The sequence below is a fragment of the Microbacterium xerophyticum genome (assembly GCF_053543555.1).
This window is the reverse complement of record NZ_JBLVOB010000009.1, coordinates 52,097-70,730: the sequence shown is the minus strand read 5'-3', so window position 1 is coordinate 70,730 and position 18,634 is coordinate 52,097. Positions and strand designations below refer to the sequence as shown.

Annotated in this window: 18 protein-coding genes and 2 tRNA genes; 5 read left to right on the top strand and 15 right to left on the bottom strand. The window is 67.8% G+C overall.

The window, feature by feature from the left end; translation table 11 throughout:
- Positions 1–3 precede the first annotated feature (3 nt).
- The 13 genes from ACNPNP_RS18175 to ACNPNP_RS18115 all read right to left on the bottom strand — a co-directional run bounded on the left by ACNPNP_RS18175 (position 4) and on the right by ACNPNP_RS18115 (position 10,987).
- On the bottom strand, positions 4–537 hold the full coding sequence (locus ACNPNP_RS18175) for a DUF1697 domain-containing protein (protein WP_448967453.1): 534 nt from the start codon (positions 535–537) through the stop codon (positions 4–6).
- Positions 534–1,133 carry an isochorismatase family protein gene (locus ACNPNP_RS18170; RefSeq protein ID WP_448967452.1) on the bottom strand — a complete coding sequence of 200 codons (600 nt, stop codon included), beginning with the start codon at positions 1,131–1,133 and terminating at the stop codon, positions 534–536. The genes ACNPNP_RS18175 and ACNPNP_RS18170 overlap by 4 nt, the downstream gene beginning before the upstream one ends.
- Positions 1,134–1,190: 57 nt before the next feature.
- Positions 1,191–1,484: a hypothetical protein gene (locus ACNPNP_RS18165; protein WP_448967451.1), complete on the bottom strand. Its 294-nt coding sequence runs from the start codon at positions 1,482–1,484 to the stop codon at positions 1,191–1,193.
- A gap of 213 nt (positions 1,485–1,697) precedes the next feature.
- Positions 1,698–1,773 (bottom strand) — tRNA-Thr (locus ACNPNP_RS18160).
- Between the two features lie 80 nt (positions 1,774–1,853).
- Positions 1,854–3,422 (bottom strand): alpha/beta hydrolase, encoded by a 1,569-nt coding sequence (locus tag ACNPNP_RS18155; RefSeq protein WP_448967450.1) that lies wholly within the window; start codon positions 3,420–3,422, stop codon positions 1,854–1,856.
- Complete coding sequence (locus tag ACNPNP_RS18150; RefSeq protein ID WP_448967449.1) at positions 3,419–4,579, bottom strand: DNA polymerase III subunit delta'; 1,161 nt, start codon at positions 4,577–4,579, stop codon at positions 3,419–3,421. Before ACNPNP_RS18150 ends, ACNPNP_RS18155 begins: the two co-directional genes overlap by 4 nt.
- A gap of 45 nt (positions 4,580–4,624) precedes the next feature.
- Complete coding sequence (gene tmk / locus ACNPNP_RS18145; protein ID WP_448967448.1) at positions 4,625–5,251, bottom strand: dTMP kinase; 627 nt, start codon at positions 5,249–5,251, stop codon at positions 4,625–4,627.
- A gap of 6 nt (positions 5,252–5,257) precedes the next feature.
- Complete coding sequence (gene topA, locus ACNPNP_RS18140; protein ID WP_448967447.1) at positions 5,258–8,059, bottom strand: type I DNA topoisomerase; 2,802 nt, start codon at positions 8,057–8,059, stop codon at positions 5,258–5,260.
- Positions 8,060–8,136: 77 nt separating this feature from the next.
- Positions 8,137–8,466 carry an Rv3654c family TadE-like protein gene (locus ACNPNP_RS18135; protein ID WP_448967446.1) on the bottom strand — a complete coding sequence of 110 codons (330 nt, stop codon included), beginning with the start codon at positions 8,464–8,466 and terminating at the stop codon, positions 8,137–8,139.
- A complete protein-coding gene (locus tag ACNPNP_RS18130; RefSeq protein WP_448967445.1) occupies positions 8,466–8,810 on the bottom strand; it encodes a TadE family type IV pilus minor pilin in 345 nt (114 codons plus the stop codon). The genes ACNPNP_RS18135 and ACNPNP_RS18130 overlap by 1 nt, the downstream gene beginning before the upstream one ends.
- Before the next feature lie 35 nt (positions 8,811–8,845).
- A complete protein-coding gene (locus tag ACNPNP_RS18125; RefSeq protein ID WP_259063896.1) occupies positions 8,846–9,043 on the bottom strand; it encodes a DUF4244 domain-containing protein in 198 nt (65 codons plus the stop codon).
- A 28-nt stretch (positions 9,044–9,071) separates the two neighbouring features.
- Complete coding sequence (locus tag ACNPNP_RS18120; protein WP_448967444.1) at positions 9,072–9,971, bottom strand: type II secretion system F family protein; 900 nt, start codon at positions 9,969–9,971, stop codon at positions 9,072–9,074.
- An 11-nt stretch (positions 9,972–9,982) separates the two neighbouring features.
- Complete coding sequence (locus ACNPNP_RS18115; RefSeq protein ID WP_448967443.1) at positions 9,983–10,987, bottom strand: TadA family conjugal transfer-associated ATPase; 1,005 nt, start codon at positions 10,985–10,987, stop codon at positions 9,983–9,985.
- A gap of 350 nt (positions 10,988–11,337) precedes the next feature.
- Here ACNPNP_RS18115 and acs point away from each other — a divergent pair, with 350 nt between their 5' ends.
- Positions 11,338–13,305 carry an acetate--CoA ligase gene (acs, locus tag ACNPNP_RS18110; protein ID WP_448967442.1) on the top strand — a complete coding sequence of 656 codons (1,968 nt, stop codon included), beginning with the start codon at positions 11,338–11,340 and terminating at the stop codon, positions 13,303–13,305.
- 58 nt (positions 13,306–13,363) lie between these two features.
- Here the strand turns inward: acs and ACNPNP_RS18105 are convergent, their stop codons facing one another.
- Entirely contained in the window at positions 13,364–13,822 is a 459-nt protein-coding gene (locus ACNPNP_RS18105; RefSeq protein WP_448967441.1) for a RidA family protein, read from the bottom strand.
- Positions 13,819–14,043, bottom strand: coding sequence for a Sp36 family protein (locus ACNPNP_RS18100; RefSeq protein WP_448967440.1), 225 nt, complete (start codon positions 14,041–14,043; stop codon positions 13,819–13,821). The genes ACNPNP_RS18105 and ACNPNP_RS18100 overlap by 4 nt, the downstream gene beginning before the upstream one ends.
- 79 nt (positions 14,044–14,122) lie before the next feature.
- Between ACNPNP_RS18100 and ACNPNP_RS18095 the strand changes: the two genes are divergently transcribed.
- The 4 genes from ACNPNP_RS18095 (at position 14,123) to ACNPNP_RS18080 (ending at position 18,630) form a co-directional block, all read left to right on the top strand.
- Complete coding sequence (locus ACNPNP_RS18095; RefSeq protein WP_448967439.1) at positions 14,123–16,708, top strand: transglycosylase domain-containing protein; 2,586 nt, start codon at positions 14,123–14,125, stop codon at positions 16,706–16,708.
- Positions 16,699–17,649: a metallophosphoesterase gene (locus ACNPNP_RS18090; RefSeq protein WP_448967438.1), complete on the top strand. Its 951-nt coding sequence runs from the start codon at positions 16,699–16,701 to the stop codon at positions 17,647–17,649. The genes ACNPNP_RS18095 and ACNPNP_RS18090 overlap by 10 nt, the downstream gene beginning before the upstream one ends.
- 59 nt (positions 17,650–17,708) lie before the next feature.
- Positions 17,709–17,785, top strand: a tRNA-Pro gene (locus ACNPNP_RS18085).
- Between the two features lie 89 nt (positions 17,786–17,874).
- Positions 17,875–18,630: an HAD-IIB family hydrolase gene (locus tag ACNPNP_RS18080; protein WP_448967437.1), complete on the top strand. Its 756-nt coding sequence runs from the start codon at positions 17,875–17,877 to the stop codon at positions 18,628–18,630.
- Positions 18,631–18,634: the final 4 nt, after the last annotated feature.

The window sequence follows — 18,634 nt, the reverse complement described above, 5'->3', positions numbered from 1 at the left end:
AGATCACGCAGTGCGCTCGACGAGCGTGCGCACGGTGCGCAGGTTGCGTGCCGTGCCGGCGACGCCGAGCGCCTTGTCGAGCGCCGCCTTCGTGAGCTTCGTGGCCTGCACCCCCAGCTCGCTGTACGAGATCCAGAGATCTCTCGCCACGAGCGCGATCCGCTCGCCCGGTACGAGGCGCTCCTCGAGGGCGACGACGCCTTCGCCCGCCGGCTCACCCTCCAGGAACATCGCGTGCACGAGCTTCTCGGCCCCGCCGTCGAATGGCTGGGCGGCGAGCGATGCCTCGAGCTCTTGATGGGTGCGGGCGATCACGGGCGTGTCGACGCCGAACTCCGCCGCGATCACCTCGCGCACGCGCGCGCAGGAGGCCACGGCGTCCGCGGGCTCGTCGCAGATGATGTTGCCGCTGGCGATGTAGGTCGCGACGTCGACCAGGTCGGTCTCGGATGCCAGCACCTCACGCAGCCGCGGCATGGGCACAGGATTTCGACCGCCGACGTTCACTGCCCGCAGCAGCAGGACGCTGCGACTCACGCGTGTGGACCCTCGGCGGCCAGGGTGCTGTCGATCAGCTCGGCGCCGGCGTGCGCCATCTCGGCCAGCGCGGCCTCGCTGGATTCGGCGCCGACGCCTGCGACGAGATCGGTCAGCACACGGACGTGCACGCCGTGCGCGATCGCGTCGAGAACCGTCGCCCGCACGCAGTGATCCGTCGCGAGGCCGACGACGTCTGCCGAGAGCACGCCACGCCCGCTCAGCACCGCGGCCACCGAGGAGCCGTCCTGCGTGGTTCCCTCGAACATCGAGTACGCGGGCTTTCCCTGCCCCTTGTACACGTGGTGGGTCACGGCGTCCGTCACGAACAGCTCGTCGTAGTCGGCACCCGGGGTCTCGGCGACGCAGTGCTCCGGCCAGGTGTCGACGTAGTCGGGATCGCCTGCGAAGTGCCCGCCGTTGTCGCTGTCGCCTTCGTGCCAGTCGCGCGATGCCACGATCACGTCGTAACGGGCGGCCTGCGCCGTGAGGTACGAGGAGACTGCGGATGCCACCGCGTCTCCGCCCGCGACGGCGAGCGCGCCGCCTTCGGTGAAGTCGTTCTGCACGTCGACGATGAGTAGTGCCCTGGTCATGATTCGAGGGTACGCCGTGCTCGTCCGCGTGGGAGGGAGAATCGTCGCGGTGGCGGATCAGGCCGACGCGGGAGTCGCCCGCGGCGGCATGTGCGGGATCAGGATGGGCCGCCGCGACCGGTTCTTCCGGTACAGGCGTCGAAGATCCTCGAGGACGTCGAATGGACTCTGATACGACGACGACATGGGCAGGTCCCGCAACCAGGTGACTTCGACTTCCGTGTCGGACAGCGCGAAGACGCTCGCGACCGGGCGACGCGGATCATTCGTCCTGTAGCGGTGATCCAGAATCACCCACTCGTCGTCTGTGACTCTGCGCAACTCGAATCGCTGCTCGTTCGCCGCACTCATCTCAACCTCCAACCAGTCGGATCCTCATGACTGACGGGGCGTGCGGGACGGTGAAACAAGGGTGGACGAAACCCGAGCGGACCTCGTCCACCCTGTTCGACAGGCGCCTTTGCCCGTCAGTCGTCACCGACGATTATACGCTCCGGACGGGCGCATGAGCCGGGACGGCGTGAACGCGGAAACCCCCGGAGATCTCTCGATCTCCGGGGGTTGTGGAGCCGCCTGTCAGAATCGAACTGACGACCTTTTCATTACGAGTGAAATGCTCTGCCGACTGAGCTAAGGCGGCGTGCGCTGCGAGAGCGGCACGATCAACGATATTACCCTGTCGAAGCCGCCATCGCGAACCGAGACCGTGACGAGGTCGGATCAACCGCACTCGAGGTCGGCGTCGGGCACGGCGTCGTCGAGGAAGTAGGCCTCGACCGCCTCGTCGACGCAGGTATTGCCCTTGTTGTAGCCGGTGTGGCCCTCGCCGACGCGGGTGATGAGCACGCCCTCTTCGAGCTGCTCTGCGAGTGCCACCGACCACTCGTAGGGAGTGGCCGGATCGTTCGTCGTGCCGACCACGAGGATCGGGCCCGCGCCTTCGGCATGGATCTCGCCGCGCGTGCCGGTGGGCGGATACGGCCACACCTCGCACGTGTCGGGGCCGCTCCAGTACGGTGCGATCGTCGGCGCCCCCGCCTCGATCTCGGCCATCATGGCGTCTTCCGCCGCCTGATCGTTCTCGACCGGATAGTCCATGCAGTTGTACGCCGTGAACGCCTCGGTGGAGTTGTCGAGGTAGGCGCCGTCCTCCCGGCCGTTGTAGAAGTCGGCGAGGTAGAACGCGCTGTACGGATCGCCCTGCAGTGCCTCATCGAGCGCCTGGGTCAGGAACTCCCAGCTGTCCTGGGAGTAGAGGGCGGCGATGATGCCCGTCATCAGCGAGTCCGCGCCGAGCATACGGCCGTCATCGTTCTTCAGGGGCGTGCGATCGACGCTCGCGAGCAGTGCGCCGAGGTCTGCCATGGCCTCGTCCACCGTGCCGTTGAAGGGGCACGATCCGGAGTCGAGGCAGTCCTGCATGTATGCGCGCAGCGCCGCTTCGAATCCGATGGCCTGGGTCGCGCCGACCTCGAGGCCGGGAACGGCTGGGTCGATCGCCCCGTCGAGGACCAGCCTGCCCGCCTTCTCGGGGTACAGCTCGGCGTACGTCGCGCCGAGGAACGTTCCGTAGGAGTAACCCAGGAAGTTCAACTGCTTGTCGCCGAGCACCGCGCGGATCAGATCCATGTCACGTGCAGAGTTCACGGTCGTGATGTGGGGCAGGATGCCGCCGCTGTTCGCCTCGCATGCATCGGCGAACGCCTGGTCGGCCCTGGTGAGCTCCGCCTCCCACTCATCCGTGCCGCGCGCGGCGGTGGGGATGTCGTAGAGGTACTTGTCCATGTCGGCGGCATCGAAGCACTGCACGGCGGTGGAGTCGCCGACGCCGCGCGGGTCGAAGCCGATCACGTCGTAGTTCTCGATCAGATCGGCGCCGACGGCGTAATCGAGGCTGTCGAGGATGAAGTCGACGCCGCTGCCGCCCGGCCCGCCGGGGTTGGTGAGCAGCGAGCCCATCGGCGTGCCCGTGGCCTGGTGGCGCACGACCGAGAGCTCCATCGTGCCCTCGCCCGAAGGGTTCTCCCAATCCAGCGGCGCCGTGACGTACGCGCAGTCGAAGCCTGCCGCTCCCCCGTCGCACTGCGTCCACTCGAGCGTCTGCTCGTAGAACGGCAGCAGCTCGGCCGCGACGCCCTCGGTGTCGGGTGCGTTCGTCCTGGACGGCCTGGGCTCTTCCCCCTCAGGGATGATCGAGTACAGGCATCCGCTGAGCATCATGGATGCCGCGGCGAGACCTGCGGTGATCGCTACCAGTCGTCGCGCGCGAGAAGTCTGTCGAGTCTTCACGGTTTCCTCCCGCTCGCGACCGTCACGAGCAAACTCTCCAGGGCGAGCGTCGGAGCGACATTGCGCTCCAGAGCCTCCCTGGTCTCGGCAAGATGATCGAGAACAACCAGCGTACGTGTCACCGGCCATGCCTGAGCCATCGCGCTGAGATCGTCACGCAGTTCCCGGTTGATGAGATCGTCTCCCCTGCCGTACTGCAGCATCACGACGTCTCGGAACATCGACTGCAGATCGGTGAGCACACGGTCGATACCGTCGCGCAGGCTGCGCGTCGCACGCTTCTTCTGGTCGTCCTCCAGTGCCGAGATCTGCGAGCGCAGCGCAGGCGGAACCGCCTGCCCCTCGGCGACGCCGACGGTGCGCAACAGGCTGGCACGCTCCGCGGCGTCGCGCTCAGCGGTCAGCGCCTTCGCATCATCGGTCGCCGCTTGGATGATCTGGCCCGCCACCTCAACGGCACTGCCGACACCGCGCACGCCGAGCACCGAGCGCAGCGTGCTGTCGCGCCTGCGGCGGGCATCGTCGTCGGTGGCGAGACGCTGCGCCATGCCGATGTGGCGCTGGGAGTGCCGCGCCGCCTGCTCTGCGGTGACCTCATCAGCACCTGTGCGCTGCACGATCAGCCGCGTGACGTCGTCGACATCGGGTTCGCGCAGCCGCAGCGGCCGCACGCGCGAGCGGATGGTGGGCAGCAGATCGGCCTCGCTCGGTGCGCAGAGGATCCAGACCGTGTTCTCCGGCGGCTCCTCGAGAGCCTTCAGCAGCACGTTCGACGTGCGCTCGACCATGCGGTCGGCGTCTTCCACGACGATCACGCGGTAGCGGCCGGCCGAAGGCGCGAAGTACGAGCGCTCGACCAACGACCTCGCCTCTTTGATCGTGATGATGACCTTGTCGGTGCGCAGCGCCGTGACGTCGGGATGCGTGCCGGCGAGCACCTGCCGCATCGTGTTCTCGTCGTCGGGGCCGTCAGCGATGAGCGCGGCCGCGAACGCGTAGGCGAGAGTCGAACGACCGGACCCCGGAGGCCCGGTGATCAGCCACGCATGCGAGAGGGCCGAGGGATCGGACGCGGCGGTGCGCAGCGCCTCGACCGCGTCGTCCTGACCCCACACATCCGTCCACGGAAACGGGGCGAGCGTGGGCGCGGATGGCATGGACTCAGCCTAACCGGAGCATCGGACGCGTCGCGCGGCCTGTGCTCAGACGAGAGCGGCGACGCGCGCGCGGATGTCTGCGGCGATGCCCTCAGGATCCCGCGCGGCATCGACGATGAAGAAGCGCTCCGGCTCCTCGGCGGCGAGTGCGAGGAACGCCTCGCGCACGCGGATGTGGAATGCGGACTTCTCGGATTCCAGCCGGTCGAATGGCTTGTCGGCCGAGTCGAGGCGGGTCCTGGCCGTCGCAGGGTCGAGATCGAGCAGCAGCGTCAGGTCGGGCAATGCGCCCTCGGTCCCCCACAGCGACAGGTCGCGCACCTCGGTCGGATCGAGCACTCGTCCTGCACCCTGATAGGCGACCGAGGAGTCCAGGTAGCGATCCTGCAGCACGATCTCGCCGCGCTCGAGCGCCGGCCGCACGACCGTCGCGACATGATGCGCACGGTCGGCCGCGTACAGCAGTGCCTCGGCGCGCGGCGCGATGTCGCCGCGGTGGTGCAGCACGATGTCGCGGATCAGCTGACCTACCTCGCTGCCCCCTGGCTCGCGCGTGCGCAGCACCGTGTGCCCGGCATCGGTCAGCCACTTCTCCAGCAGCTCGGCCTGGGTGGTCTTCCCCGAGCCGTCACCGCCCTCGAGAGTGATCCACACCCCTGAGCGTGCACCCACCAGCGCCTACTTCTTCTTCGCCGCGTTCGCGGCTCGGGTGGCAGCGGCCTTCTTCGCCGCAGCCGAACGTGCAGCGGCCTTCTCATCGTCGGTCTTCGCCGCTGGCTTCTTCGCTGCCGGCTTCTTCGCTGCCGGCTTCTTGGCGGGAGCCTTCTTGGCACCGCGCTTGGGAGCGGGCCCCTTGGCGCGCTTGTCGGCGAGCATCTGCACGGCGATCTCGAATGTGATGTCCTCGGGCTTCTGCCCGCGAGGGATCGTGACGTTCGTCTCGCCGTCGGTGACATAGGCGCCGAAGCGTCCATCGCGGATGCGGATCGGCTTGCCGCTGACGGGATCGGCCTCGAACTCGGCGAGCGCACTGGACGCACGGCGCGATCCTGCACCGTACTTCGGCTGCGCATAGATAGCGAGTGCCTGCTCCAGAGTCACATCGAAGATCTGCTGTTCGCTCTCGAGCGAACGCGAGTCCGTGCCCTTCTTCAGGTACGGGCCGTAGCGGCCGTTCTGCGCGGTGATCTCGTCGCCGGTCTCCGGATCGTTGCCGACGACGCGCGGCAGGCTCAACAGCGTCAGCGCGGTGTCGAGGGCGATGTCCTCCACGGACATCGACCGGAAGAGCGAGGACGTGCGCGGCTTCGGCGCATCCTTCTTCGCGGTCTTCTTCTTGGGCTTGTCGACGACTTCACCGGTGGCCTCGTCGACCGCGACGTCCTCCTCCGGCAGGTTCTCCTGCACGTAGGGGCCGTATCGGCCGTCCTTGACCACGATGACCCGACCGTTCTCAGGGTTCTCCCCCAGCACACGGTCGCCGGCCACCGGAGCATCGATGAGCTCCTGCGCCTTTGCCGCGGTCAGTTCGTCGGGCGCGAGGTCCTCCGGAACGTTGACGATGCGTCCGCGTTCTTCGGGCTTCGCAGGGTCGATGACCTCGAGGTACGGGCCGTACTTGCCGAAACGCAGCGTGGCGGTGTCGGTGATCGGCGTGGAGTTGAGCGCGCGGGCGTCGATCTCGCCGAGGTTGTCGACGACCTGCCGCAGGCCGACCTGCGCCTCGGTGCCGAAGTAGAACGACTTCAACCATTCGACGCGCTTCTGCTCGCCTCGGGCGATCGCGTCGAGGTCATCCTCGAGCGCTGCCGTGAAGTCGTAGTCGATCAGATCTGCGAAGTGCTCCTCGAGCAGCCGCACGACGCTGAACGCCATCCAGGTCGGTACGAGTGCCTGGCCGCGCTTGGTGGCATAGCCGCGATCGATCACCGTGCCGATGATGCTGGCGAACGTCGAGGGGCGTCCGATGCCGTGCTCCTCGAGCGCCTTGACCAGCGATGCCTCGGTGTAGCGCGGCTTCGGGGTGGTCTTGTGCCCCTTCGCCTCAGCATCCGACATGCCCAGCTCGTCGCCGACGGCGACGGCGGGAAGCGACTGGTTCGAGTCCGCGTCGGCGTCTCCGCGCTTCTCGTCCTTGCCCTCTTCATAGGCCTCGAGGAAGCCCTTGAATGTGTAGACGGTGCCGGACGCCGTGAACTCGGCGACCTCGCCGGCGGCCTGCACGGCCAGCGTCACGGTGGTGGTCTCGTACTTCGCGTCGGCCATCTGGCTCGCGACGGTGCGCTTCCAGATGAGGTCGTAGAGGCGCAGCTCCTCGCGGTCGAGCTCGCCGGAGACGGATGCGGGCTTGCGGAAGTTCTCGCCAGACGGGCGGATCGCCTCGTGGGCCTCCTGCGCGTTCCTGCTCTTGGACTTGTACACGCGGGGCTTGAGGGGAACGGCCTTGTCGCCGTACAGCGCGACGGCCTGGCTCCGTGCCGCCTGCACCGCCTGGGTGCTCAGGGCGACGGAGTCCGTTCGCATATAGGTGATGAAGCCCTTCTCGTAGAGGCGCTGGGCGACGCTCATCGCCTGCTTCGCGCTCATCGAGAGCTTGCGTCCTGCCTCCTGCTGCAGCGTGGAGGTGGTGAAAGGGGCGTACGGGCTGCGCGTGCCCGGCTTGGCCTCGACCTTGGTGACGGTGCCTGCGCCGGCGGCGTCGACAGCGTGCGCGAGGGTCAGCGCCCTCTTCTCGTCGAGAACGACGACGGCCTTCTTGAGCTTTCCGTTGTCGTCGAAGTCCGTGCCTCGGGCGAGCTGGCCGCCGTCGACGCGCACCAGACGCACCTTGAATGCGGTTCCGGTGGCGGAGGCGGATGCCTCGACGTCCCAGTAGTCGGCGGAGACGAACGCCATGCGCTCGCGCTCGCGCTCGACGATCATGCGCGTGGCAGCGGACTGCACGCGTCCAGCGGAGAGGCCTGTCTTGACCTTGTACCAGAGCACGGGCGAGACATCCCACCCGTACAGGCGATCGAGGATGCGGCGGGTCTCCTGCGCGTCGACGAGCGCGAGGTCGAGCTCGCGGGTGTTGCCGACGGCGGCCTGGATCGCGTCCTTGGTGATCTCGTGGAACACCATGCGCTTGACGGGCACCTTCGGCTTCAGCGTCTCCAGCAGGTGCCAGGCGATCGCCTCGCCTTCGCGGTCCTCATCAGTGGCGAGCAGGAGCTCGCCGGCGTTCTTGAGCGCGCGCTTGAGTTCGGCGACGGTCTTCGTCTTGCGATCCGACACGACGTAGTACGGATCGAAGCCGTTGTCGATGTCGATCGAGTACTTCCCGTACGCGGCCTTGTCGGCGGCGGGGATGTCCTTCTTGTCAGCGAGGTCGCGGATATGGCCGACGGAGCTGAGCACCTCGTAGTCGTCGCCGAGGTACCCCTGAATCGACCTCATCTTCGTCGGAGACTCGACGATGACGAGCTTCTTGCCTTCAGCCAAGGGTGCGTCCTTTCTTCGAAGCACACCATACACACCACTGTCGTGGTGCATTCACAGCGGAGCCGTGGGTGGAACCGTCAGAATCCCTCGGGTGGCCCGGCACGGGCGCGGGAGACGGCAGCAAGACCAGCGTACGCCGCCTCGACCTGCACGGTCGCCACCGGGCCTTCCAACAGGCACGACACCAGGGTCGCTCCCGATGCCGCCGCCACCCTCGCCGCGAGGGCGCAGGGCTCCTCACCGGTGACGATCGCGCCGGATGACGCGTCGGCGGCCGCGAGCGCGGCAGCATCCGCCGCGCCGGCGACGCGCTGCGCCGTGACCGATGCGCCGCCGACCGCCGCCAGGCCGAGGGACAGTGAAGCCGCAACGGCCAGCACACCGGCGGCCAGGGCGCTGCCCGCCATCAGAGCCCCCCGCTGAGGGCGCAGCTCGACGCCGTGAGCGGGATGTGGATCACGCGTCCAATCACCGCGTCCACGCGGGCGCTCACGCAGCTGAGGTCGCCGCGCAGCTCGCTCGACACGCGTGCGTCGTCGACGGATGCCGTCACGGCAGCGTGCGCGATCGCCGCGCTCTCGCCGCGTCCGAGCAGACGTGCAGCGTCTGCGACGGCATCCTGCAGCGACACCTGCCGTGCGGCTGCGCCGAGCGCGCCCGCCCCCAGCAGCAGTGCGAGCACCACCGCCGGGAGCGTGATCGCCAGCTCGGCGGCGACCGATCCCCGCTCGGAGTCGGCGTTCTTCCTCATGCGTCGCTCATCGCTCGCTCGAGCCCTGTCGCTGTCTACGAGACAGTGAGCGCACGGCGCACGAGGTCCGTGAGGATGCCGCGCACCTCATCCGAGCGCATGATGACGACCAGCAGCCCGGCGAAGGCGACCGCCGCCATCGTCGTGATGGCGTACTCCGCCGTGGCGGCCCCGGATTCATCGGTGAAGAGCGACGCAGCACGGCGCCTGGTGAGGGTCGGGATGGAGTTCATGATGTTCCTTCTTTCTGTTGTGCTGCCGTCAGATGGGCAGCGGGGTCGATGACATGACGGAGAGCATCAGCGGCGCGACGCCGAGCAGCAGGAAGGCGGGCAGCGTGCAGACGCCGAGCGGTATGAGCAGCTGCGACGAGAGCTTGGCGGCGCGCAGCCGGCCGTGTATGCGTGCATCATGGCGCTCTTGGGCGGCCGCTGCTCTCAGCAGCTCTCCCGCCGGTACGCCCGCCGCACGCGACAGTTCGAGCACGCCCCTGGTGTGCTCGCCGCTGATACGGTCGCGCGCCGGGCTGTCGTCGACGAGCCGCAGGGAGCGCTCGATCGAGGCGCCGCCCGAGAGAGCGACCGACATGAGCTCTGCGTGCATGCCCGGTGTCCCCTGATCCGGCTGCGCACGTCGCAGCAGGCGTCTCGTCCAGAGGCGCGCACCGAGCACGAGCAGTGATCCGCCGATCAGGCACGCGATGCCGATGGGGTTGGTGAACAGCACGCCGACCGTGTCGAAGCCGAGGGCGAATCCAAGCAGGAGGCCGGCGAGCGGCATCCACAGGAGCAGTCGCGCCGTGCCCGCCGGCTCTGCGAGCGCGATGCGAACGTCGTCGGCCGCAGCGGCCGCATCGCGCATCGTCTCCGCGAGCGATCTGAGCACTTCGGCGAGGGGAGCCCCCACGGTCGTCGCGACATCCCACGCCGCGGCGACGTCCGCCCACGCGCCGCCCTCGGCCTCGATCGCGTCCACGAGCGCGGCACCGTCATCGCAGCGCGCGACCACGCTCTCCGCGTGCGCATCACCGGAATCGGCGAGGTGACGCCAGGCATTGAGAGGAACGGCACCCGCCTGCAGCAGGACCGCGAGGGTGCGCACCGCCACCGCCGCCTCCTCGGCACCGGCATCCGACCGTCGCGCCGTTCGCAGAGCGCTCATCGACGCGAGCCTCACCACGGCCGCACCTCCTCGATGTCCAGCCGATCCGCGCGCAGCAGAAATCGTCCGACCTTCGCGATACGGCGCACACCGTCACCCCCACGGGCGAGATGCACCACGATCGTGAATGCACTGACGGCCTGCCGCGCCAGCGCTGTGGCATCCATCCCGGCCAGTGCACCGAGCGCCTCCAGGCGCGCCGGCACATCGACGAGCCCGCTGGCGTGGAGGGTTCCCGCGCCGCCGTCATGTCCCGTGTTCAGCGCCGAGAGGAGCTCCCGCACCTCCTCGCCGCGACACTCGCCCACCACGAGCCGGTCGGGCCGCATCCGCAGCGACTCGCGCACGAGACGCGCGAGGGTGATGGAGCCGGCTCCCTCCAGATTGGCCTGTCGCGCCTCGAGCGCCACATGGTGCGGATGCGCAGGGCGCAGTTCTGCGACATCCTCGATCGTGACGATGCGCTCAGCCGCTGGAACGCTGTGCAGCAGCGCGGTCAGCAGGGTCGTCTTGCCGGTCCCGGTGCCTCCGGTGATGAGGATGTTCGCGCGATCCGCGACCAGCTGCTCCAGCCAGGCCTGCTGCGCCCCGTCGAACGCTCCCAGTGCCGCCAGCGCGTCGAGATCAGCCGCCCGCACCCGGGGGATGCGCACCGACACCGCGGTACCGGATGCCGACACCGGCGCGAGCACCGCGTGCACGCGGATTCCGGACGCCAACCGCACATCGACACAGGGCGACTGGTCATCCAGGTGACGGCCGCCCGCTCCGATCAGCGCGACGGCGAGGTCGCGCACCTCCCGCTCTGATGCCGCCCATCCGGCCACCCGCTCTGCGCCGTCGCCGCGGTCGACGAACAATCCGTCCGTGCCGTTCACGAAGACATCCGTCACCCGCGGATCGTCGCAGTGCTCGGCGAGCGGCCCGAACGCGGCGTCCAGATCGACGGGGACGGCACGTCCGCCGACCGACACGGGCGCCGCATCGCGCGGCTGGATGATGAACGGCTGTGGCATGCCCCGACGCTATGCGCCGCCGCGATCGCGCACACGCGGCTATCGCACGTGCTGTGCGGAATCCGTCGCGTGGTCCCTGCGGTGCAGAACGACTGCGGACACAGAGAAGGGCGGCACCTCACGGGGGGAATGGGATGCCGCCCAGAGGCGTGCCGGTCCGGGGAGAACGGGCACGCCGAGGCCGAATCAAATTGCGGCTGTCGTCGAGTGTACGCATGGCAGCCGTCCTCACAAAACCCACGCGGTTACCGACTTTCGGCAGTATTGACCGGAACAGGCGCAGACTAGATTCACCGTGTCATGGTCGTGCGCTCTGCATGACCTCGTCCCGCCGCAAAGGAGCGCATGCCATGAGCAGCCAGATCGACCATCTCCTCGACGAGACCCGCAGGTTCCCGCCGTCCGAGGATTTCGCCGCCGCCGCCGTCGCTCAGCCGGAGATATACGACCGTGCAGCGACCGACCGGGAGGCGTTCTGGGGCGATCAGGCCCGCGAGCTCATCCACTGGCACAAGCCCTTCACACGTGTCCTCGACTGGTCGACTCCGCCTTTCGCCAAATGGTTCGACGACGGCGAGCTCAACGTCGCCTACAACTGCCTCGATCGCCACGTCGAGGAGGGCAACGGCGACCGCGTCGCGATCCTCTGGGAGGGCGAGCCAGGCGATTCACGACGCATCACGTACGCCGAGCTGACCGATGAGGTCAAGCGCGTCGCGAACGTGCTGTCCGGATTCGGAGTCGGGCCGGGAGATCGTGTCGCGATCTACCTCCCGATGATCCCCGAGGCCGTCGCGTCGATGCTCGCCGTCGCGCGACTCGGCGCCGTCCACTCCGTCGTCTTCGGCGGTTTCAGCGCCGACAGTCTCCGCTCACGCATCGACGATGCCGGCGCCAAGGTCGTCATCACCGCCGACGGCGGCTATCGCAAGGGCCGCGTGTCGGCGCTCAAGCCCGCTGTCGATCAGGCCCTCAGCGATCGAGGAGACGGCGTGCAGCAGACCGTCGAGCACGTCCTCGTCGTCAAGCGCGGCGAGAACGACGTGGACTGGGTCGAAGGCCGCGACGTGTGGTGGCACGATGCCGTGCCCGCGGCGTCCGCCGAGCACGACGCTCAGGCGTTCCCCGCCGAGAACCCGCTGTTCATCCTGTACACCTCCGGCACCACCGGGAAGCCGAAGGGCATCCTGCACACCTCGGGCGGATACCTCACCCAGGCGGCCTACACCCATAAGAACGTGTTCGATCTGAAGCCGGAGTCCGACGTGTTCTGGTGCACGGCCGACATCGGCTGGGTCACCGGTCACACCTACGTCGCCTACGGCCCGTTGGCCAACGGCGCCACGCAGGTGCTCTACGAGGGCACACCGGATGCTCCGCATCCCGGACGCTGGTGGGAGATCATCGAGAAGTACGGCGTGACGATCTTCTACACGGCGCCGACCGCGATCCGCTCGTTCATGAAGATCGGGCGCAGCGTTCCCAAGAAGTTCGATCTGTCCTCCATCCGTCTGCTCGGATCGGTGGGCGAGCCCATCAACCCCGAAGCGTGGATGTGGTACCGGGAGGTGATCGGCGGAGGCGACACCCCGATCGTCGACACGTGGTGGCAGACCGAGACCGGGGCGATCATGGTGTCGCCGCTGCCCGGTGTGACGGCGACCAAGCCGGGCTCTGCGCAGGTGCCCCTGCCCGGCATCACGATCGATGTGGTCGACGAATCCGGCGAAGAGGCCGGCAACGGCAAGGGCGGTCTGCTCGTGATCACGGAGCCGTGGCCGAGCATGCTGCGCGGCATCTGGGGCGATCCGGAACGGTACAAGGAGACGTACTGGGAGAAGTTCGAGAAGCAGGGCTACTACTTCGCCGGCGATGGTGCGCGCCTCGACGAGGACGGCGATCTGTGGCTGCTCGGACGCGTCGACGATGTGATGAACGTCTCAGGCCATCGCCTGTCGACCGCCGAGATCGAATCGTCGCTCGTGGCGCACGAGGCCACGGCGGAGGCCGCAGTGGTCGGTGCGTCGGATGAGACCACCGGCCAGGCCGTGGTCGCCTTCGTGATCATCAAGGAGAGCTACCTCTCCGCTCACGACGCGGCGGGGCTCGCGACGCAGCTGCGCCAATGGGTCGGCGAGCAGATCGGCGCGATCGCGCGGCCGCGCGACGTCTACATCGTCGGCGAGCTGCCCAAGACCCGCTCCGGAAAGATCATGCGCCGCCTGCTGCGCGATGTCGCAGAGGGCCGTGAGGTCGGAGACACCACGACACTGGCCGACACCGCGGTGATGAGCATCATCTCGGCGCAGGTCAAGTAACCGGATCAAAGGGAAAGGTCCCCACGCCCATCGAGCGCGGGGACCTTTCTCATCGCGTTCAGGCGAGGATGAAGGTGACCTCTACCTCGACGGGGCTGTCGAGCGGCAGAACCGAGACCCCGACAGCCGCGCGGGCGTGCTGCCCTGAGTCGCCGAAGATCTCGCCGAGCACGTCGCTCGCACCGTTGATGACGCCGGGCTGGCCGGTGAAGGCCGGATCGGATGCGACGAAGCCGCCGACGCGCAGCACTCCACCGATCTTCTCCAGTCCGCCTGCGGCGGCGGCCGCGGCGGCGAGCGCGTTCAGCGCGCAGGTGCGCGCGTACGCCTTGGCGTCGTCCGCCGTCACCTCAGTGCCGACCTTGCCGGTCGCGGGGAGTGCACCGGCTGCGAACGGCAGCTGCCCGGAGGTGTAGACGAGGCCGCCGTGCACGACGGCGGGGACGTACGCCGCTACGGGAGCCGCGACCTCCGGAAGATCGATACCGAGCTCGCTCAGACGCGCCTCGAGGCTCACTGCGCACCCCCTTCGAACTGACGTGCGGCCTGCTCAGCGGCCGCGAGTCCTGCACTGTTGGAGCCGTCCTGCGACACCGGCCGCTTGAAGTAGGCAACGAGGCCCCCCTCCGGCCCCTGGACGACCTGGACGAGTTCCCAGCCCTGCTTGCCCCAGTTGTTGAGGATCGCGGCTGTGTTGTGGATCAGCAACGGGGTGGTGAGGTACTCCCACGTGGTCATGGCACTCCTGCGGTCAGAGACGGTCGACAAGCCCGATCGTCAAAGGCGGTATTCAGGGAACTCCCCTACGATCTAGCGTATGCCTCAGAAGAATCGCACGGCGAAAGGCGTGCTCGGTGGACTTCTCGGTCTGATCGGGCTCAGCGCTGTCGCCGGGATCCTGGTGACCGCGACGGTCACGCCCGCACTCGCCGTCGCCGGTGCCGCCGGATCCCAAGCCCTCGATCTGTTCGACAAGCTGCCTTCGTATCTGAAGCCGGACGCGCCGATGGAGCCGAGCACGTTCTATGCGATCGGTCACGACGGCAAGCCGGTGCAGATGGCGACGTTCTTCGATCAGAACCGCACGCAGGTCAACTTCGATCAGATCTCGCCCGTCATGTACGACGCCATCCTCTCCAGTGAGGACAAGGGCTACTACGAGCACGGCGGGGTCAACCTCGGCGCGACGGCGAAGGCACTGATCGACAACCTCCGCGGCACCTCGTCGCGCGGCGCCTCGACGATCAGCCAGCAGTACGTGAAGAATGTGCTCGTGCAGCAGTGCGAGCAGAAGGTGCTGCCCGGCGACGAGAACTATTCGGACAAGACCGCGCAGTGCTGGCTCGACGCCACCAACGCCGTGGGCACGGACGGCATCGAGCGCAAGCTGCAGGAGATGCGCTACGCCATCCAGATCGAGAAGGACTACTCGAAGAACGAGATCCTGCTCGGTTACCTGAACATCGCCAGCTTCGGCGGAACCGTCTACGGCATCGAGGCAGCGTCGAAGTACTACTTCAACACGAGTGCATCGAACCTGACGGTTGCACAGGCGGCGACGCTCGCCGGCATCGTGCAGAACCCGAACCGGTACCGTATCGACAAGCCTGCCGGTTCCGCGACGGACAGCGACGGAGTGGCCGTCAACAGCGCTGAGGACGGTTACGAGCTGACGAAGGTCCGCCGCGACTACGTCATCAACCGCATGTACGAAGACGGCAAGATCACCGAGGCGCAGCACACCGAGGCGATCGAGACACCGATCACCCCGGCCCTCAACCCCCCTGCGCAGGGATGCGCGGCTGCGGGCAACAACGCGTACTTCTGCCAGTACGTGAAGACGGTGGTGCTCAGCGACACCACCTTCGGCGAGACGTATGCCGAGCGCGTGAAGGCGCTGCAGCGCGACGGCCTGGAGATCTACACCTCGCTGGACCTGCGCATCCAGGATCCGGCTGTCACCGCTCTCAAGGACCGCGTGCCGGCCAACTACGACAACCAGCACTTCGGAGGCGCCGGCGTAACGATCGAACCTGCGACGGGCCGCGTTCTCGCGATGACCCAGAACACGACGTTCCAGGAAACCCCGACCGAGGATCAGGCGTACTCGAGCCTCGTGTACGCCGCAGATTACGCGCACGGCGGCTCCGCGGGATTCCCGGTCGGCTCGTCCTACAAGCTGTTCACTCTGATCGACTGGCTCGAGACCGGGCATTCCGTCAGAGAATCGCTCAACGGCCGCCACCAGACGCTGAACATGAACGTGTGCGACGGCGAGACGAGCCCCCTCGAAACCAGTGAGGTCGGTAACTTCGACAACGCCGGCGGCTACACCGGCACACCGATGCAGTTCACGAGAGACTCGTTGAACTCCGGATACTTCGCCATGGCCTCCAAACTCGAGATCTGCGACATCAACGCCGTGGCCGACCGCATGGGCGTCACGACGTACGACATCAACACCCAGGACACCGCGAAGACGACGGATGCCAACTATCCGTACAACGTTCTCGGCGACAAGCCCATCGCCCCGCTCGACATGGCCGGCGCCTACGCGACGGTCGCGAACAAGGGCGTGTTCTGCGAACCGAAGTCGATCGACAGGGTCGTCAACCAGAAGGGCGAGGAGCTGCCGATCCCGGCGACCAGCTGCTCTCAGGTGATCAGCCCCGAAGTCGCGGCGACCGCGGCGTATGCACTGCAGGGCGTCATGGATTCCGGCGGCACCGGTCAGAACGCCAACCCCTACGACGGCACTCCCCTCATCGGAAAGACCGGGTCGCACCAGACCTACGCGACGATGATGATCGAGTCCAGCACGAAGGCCACGACAGCCGTGTACATCGGCCGTACAGAGGGCACCGCGAACATCTGGAACGAGTGGTACAACGACAACCGCCTGCAGGACATCCGGTACGACGTCGCCCGTGACATGCAGTACACGGCCAATCAGGTCCTCGGCGGCGGAGACCGCTTCCCCGAGCCCGACCCCAATCTGTCCCGCCGCATACTGGTCGATCTGCCGAGCGTCGTCGGACAGAGTGTGGCGGATGCGACTGCGACCCTCGAGAACGCAGGATTCTCGGTGTCCGTCGGGCCCGAGGTCGACAGCGACGCCGCCAAGGGCATCATCGCCAAGCAGGACCCCGGTGCCGGCCAGGTCTCCAGCGGCACGACCGTCACGATCTCGCCGAGCAACGGACAGGGAGCGACAGTGCCAGACGTGTCCGGCAGCAAGCTCGCGGATGCCGTGGAGGCGCTGAAGGCCGCCGGGTTCACCACCGTCAGTCCGCATGCCTCGTGCTCCGCCGGCGACGACGACAAGAAGACGGTGACGAGCACCACCCCTGCGGCCGGAACCGCCACGAAGAAGTCGACTGCCGTGACAGTCAAGTGCTCGTAGCAGGCTCCCGCTCCGCACACCCGGCCCTCATCGCGCTCAGCGCGGTGGGGGCCGTCGGTGCTGCCTGCGCGGTGTGGGGCATCGGCATCGAACGCCACCTCTTCACCGTTCGCGAAGCCTCGGCCGAGGCGCTCCCAGCCGGCTCGCGACCGATCCGGGTCCTGCACGTCTCGGATGCGCACATGGCGCCCTGGCAACGACGCAAGCAGGACTGGCTGTCATCGCTCGCCGAGCTGGAGCCCGACCTCGTCGTCAACACCGGTGACAATCTCGGGCACCGCGACGGCCTGCAGGGCATCCGCCGCGCTTTCGACGCCTTCGCCGGCATCCCCGGCGTTTTCGTGCACGGCTCCAACGACGTGTTCGGTCCGTCGCCGCGCAACCCTCTGCGCTACTTCTCCGGACCTTCGCAGCGGCATCGGGAGCCAGAGCACCTCGACACGGATGCGCTCGACGCGTACTTCACCGACGAGCTCGGCTGGACCGATCTGAACAACGCGGCCGCACGCTTGCAGGTCGGCGGTGCCGACATCGATCTGTTCGGCGTCGACGATGCGCACCGCGACTGGGACGACCTCGATGCGGTGCCGGCGGCCATCGCCGCACTCGGCGCCCGCGATGCCGGCACTCCCCTGCTGGGGGTCACCCACGCCCCGTACCAGCGCGTGCTCAACTCGTTCACCGACCTCGGCGCGCAGGCGATCTTCGGCGGGCACACCCACGGCGGCCAGGTCTGCCTCCCCGGTTTCGGCACTCTCGTCGCGAACTGCGACATCCCGCTGAAGCAGGCGAAGGGGCTCAGCACCTGGACGCACGGTGGCCGCAGCATCCCTCTGAACGTCAGCGCCGGCTGCGGGCATTCGATCTACGCGCCGGTGCGCTTCGCGTGCCGCCCGGAGGCGACGCTGCTGACGCTCACGGCACCGGGCACGTCCGCCTAGCGCGGGCGAGCGTCGATTCGGCGCAGCGCACGATTGCCTGTAGACTCAAACGGTTGCAACGGGGTGTGGCGCAGCTTGGTAGCGCGCTTCGTTCGGGACGAAGAGGCCGCAGGTTCAAATCCTGTCACCCCGACCACTGTTGCAAGAAGGCCGCCCTCCGGGGCGGCCTTCTTCTCTTCCCGGATGGAAAGAATGCCGCGCCACGCTCGCTACGCTGGAGACATCATGACCACGCCCCGCCTCGTCGCATTCGACCTCGATGACACGCTCGCTCCGTCGAAGAGCGCCATCGATCCCAGGATCGCCGCTCAGCTGCTCGCGCTCCTGCGCCGCGTCGATGTGGCGATCATCTCCGGCGGCAACGAACAGCAGTTCCGCACCCAGGTGATATCCCGGCTCGGCGATGCGGATGCCGTGGACCTCGGCCGTCTGCACCTGCTGCCCACCTGCGGCACGCGCTACCTGCGCCACGACGGCGTCGGGTTCGACACGGTCTACGCGCACGATCTCTCGGATGAGCAGAAGTCGGCCGCGCTGCAGGCGCTTCGCGAAGAGGCGGAGCGGCTCGGATTGTGGGAGCCGAATCCCTGGGGCGAGATCCTCGAGGACCGCGGGTCGCAGATCACTTTCTCCGCACTCGGGCAGCAGGCCCCGCACGAGGCGAAGCAGGCGTGGGACCCCTCGGGCGCGAAGCGCGCTCTACTGCGCGACGCCGTGGCCGCCCGCCTGCCCGAACTCGAGGTGCGCTCCGGCGGTTCGACCTCGATCGACATCACTCTCGCCGGCATCGACAAGGCGCACGGCATGAAGGCCCTCGCAGAGCACACCGGCATCCCTCTCAGCGACATGCTGTTCTACGGCGACCGCCTCGACGAGGGGGGCAACGACTACCCGGTCAAGGCACTCGGCGTCCGTTCGATCGCGGTCACCGGGTGGGAGCACACCACGTCCGAGCTGGAATCGCTGATCCCCACGCTGTAGTCGC

What these genes read in the sequence shown, in the direction of transcription:
- ACNPNP_RS18130 (WP_448967445.1), bottom strand. Translation starts at nt 8,810, where the DNA reads ATGAGGAAGAACGCCGACTCCGAGCGGGGATCGGTCGCCGCCGAGCTG.
- acs (WP_448967442.1), top strand. Translation starts at nt 11,338, where the DNA reads ATGAGCAGCCAGATCGACCATCTCCTCGACGAGACCCGCAGGTTCCCG.
- ACNPNP_RS18115 (WP_448967443.1), bottom strand. Translation starts at nt 10,987, where the DNA reads ATGCCACAGCCGTTCATCATCCAGCCGCGCGATGCGGCGCCCGTGTCG.
- ACNPNP_RS18095 (WP_448967439.1), top strand. Translation starts at nt 14,123, where the DNA reads ATGCCTCAGAAGAATCGCACGGCGAAAGGCGTGCTCGGTGGACTTCTC.
- ACNPNP_RS18100 (WP_448967440.1), bottom strand. Translation starts at nt 14,043, where the DNA reads ATGACCACGTGGGAGTACCTCACCACCCCGTTGCTGATCCACAACACA.
- ACNPNP_RS18125 (WP_259063896.1), bottom strand. Translation starts at nt 9,043, where the DNA reads ATGAACTCCATCCCGACCCTCACCAGGCGCCGTGCTGCGTCGCTCTTC.
- ACNPNP_RS18120 (WP_448967444.1), bottom strand. Translation starts at nt 9,971, where the DNA reads ATGAGCGCTCTGCGAACGGCGCGACGGTCGGATGCCGGTGCCGAGGAG.
- ACNPNP_RS18150 (WP_448967449.1), bottom strand. Translation starts at nt 4,579, where the DNA reads ATGCCATCCGCGCCCACGCTCGCCCCGTTTCCGTGGACGGATGTGTGG.
- ACNPNP_RS18170 (WP_448967452.1), bottom strand. Translation starts at nt 1,133, where the DNA reads ATGACCAGGGCACTACTCATCGTCGACGTGCAGAACGACTTCACCGAA.
- ACNPNP_RS18080 (WP_448967437.1), top strand. Translation starts at nt 17,875, where the DNA reads ATGACCACGCCCCGCCTCGTCGCATTCGACCTCGATGACACGCTCGCT.
- ACNPNP_RS18165 (WP_448967451.1), bottom strand. Translation starts at nt 1,484, where the DNA reads ATGAGTGCGGCGAACGAGCAGCGATTCGAGTTGCGCAGAGTCACAGAC.
- ACNPNP_RS18135 (WP_448967446.1), bottom strand. Translation starts at nt 8,466, where the DNA reads ATGGCGGGCAGCGCCCTGGCCGCCGGTGTGCTGGCCGTTGCGGCTTCA.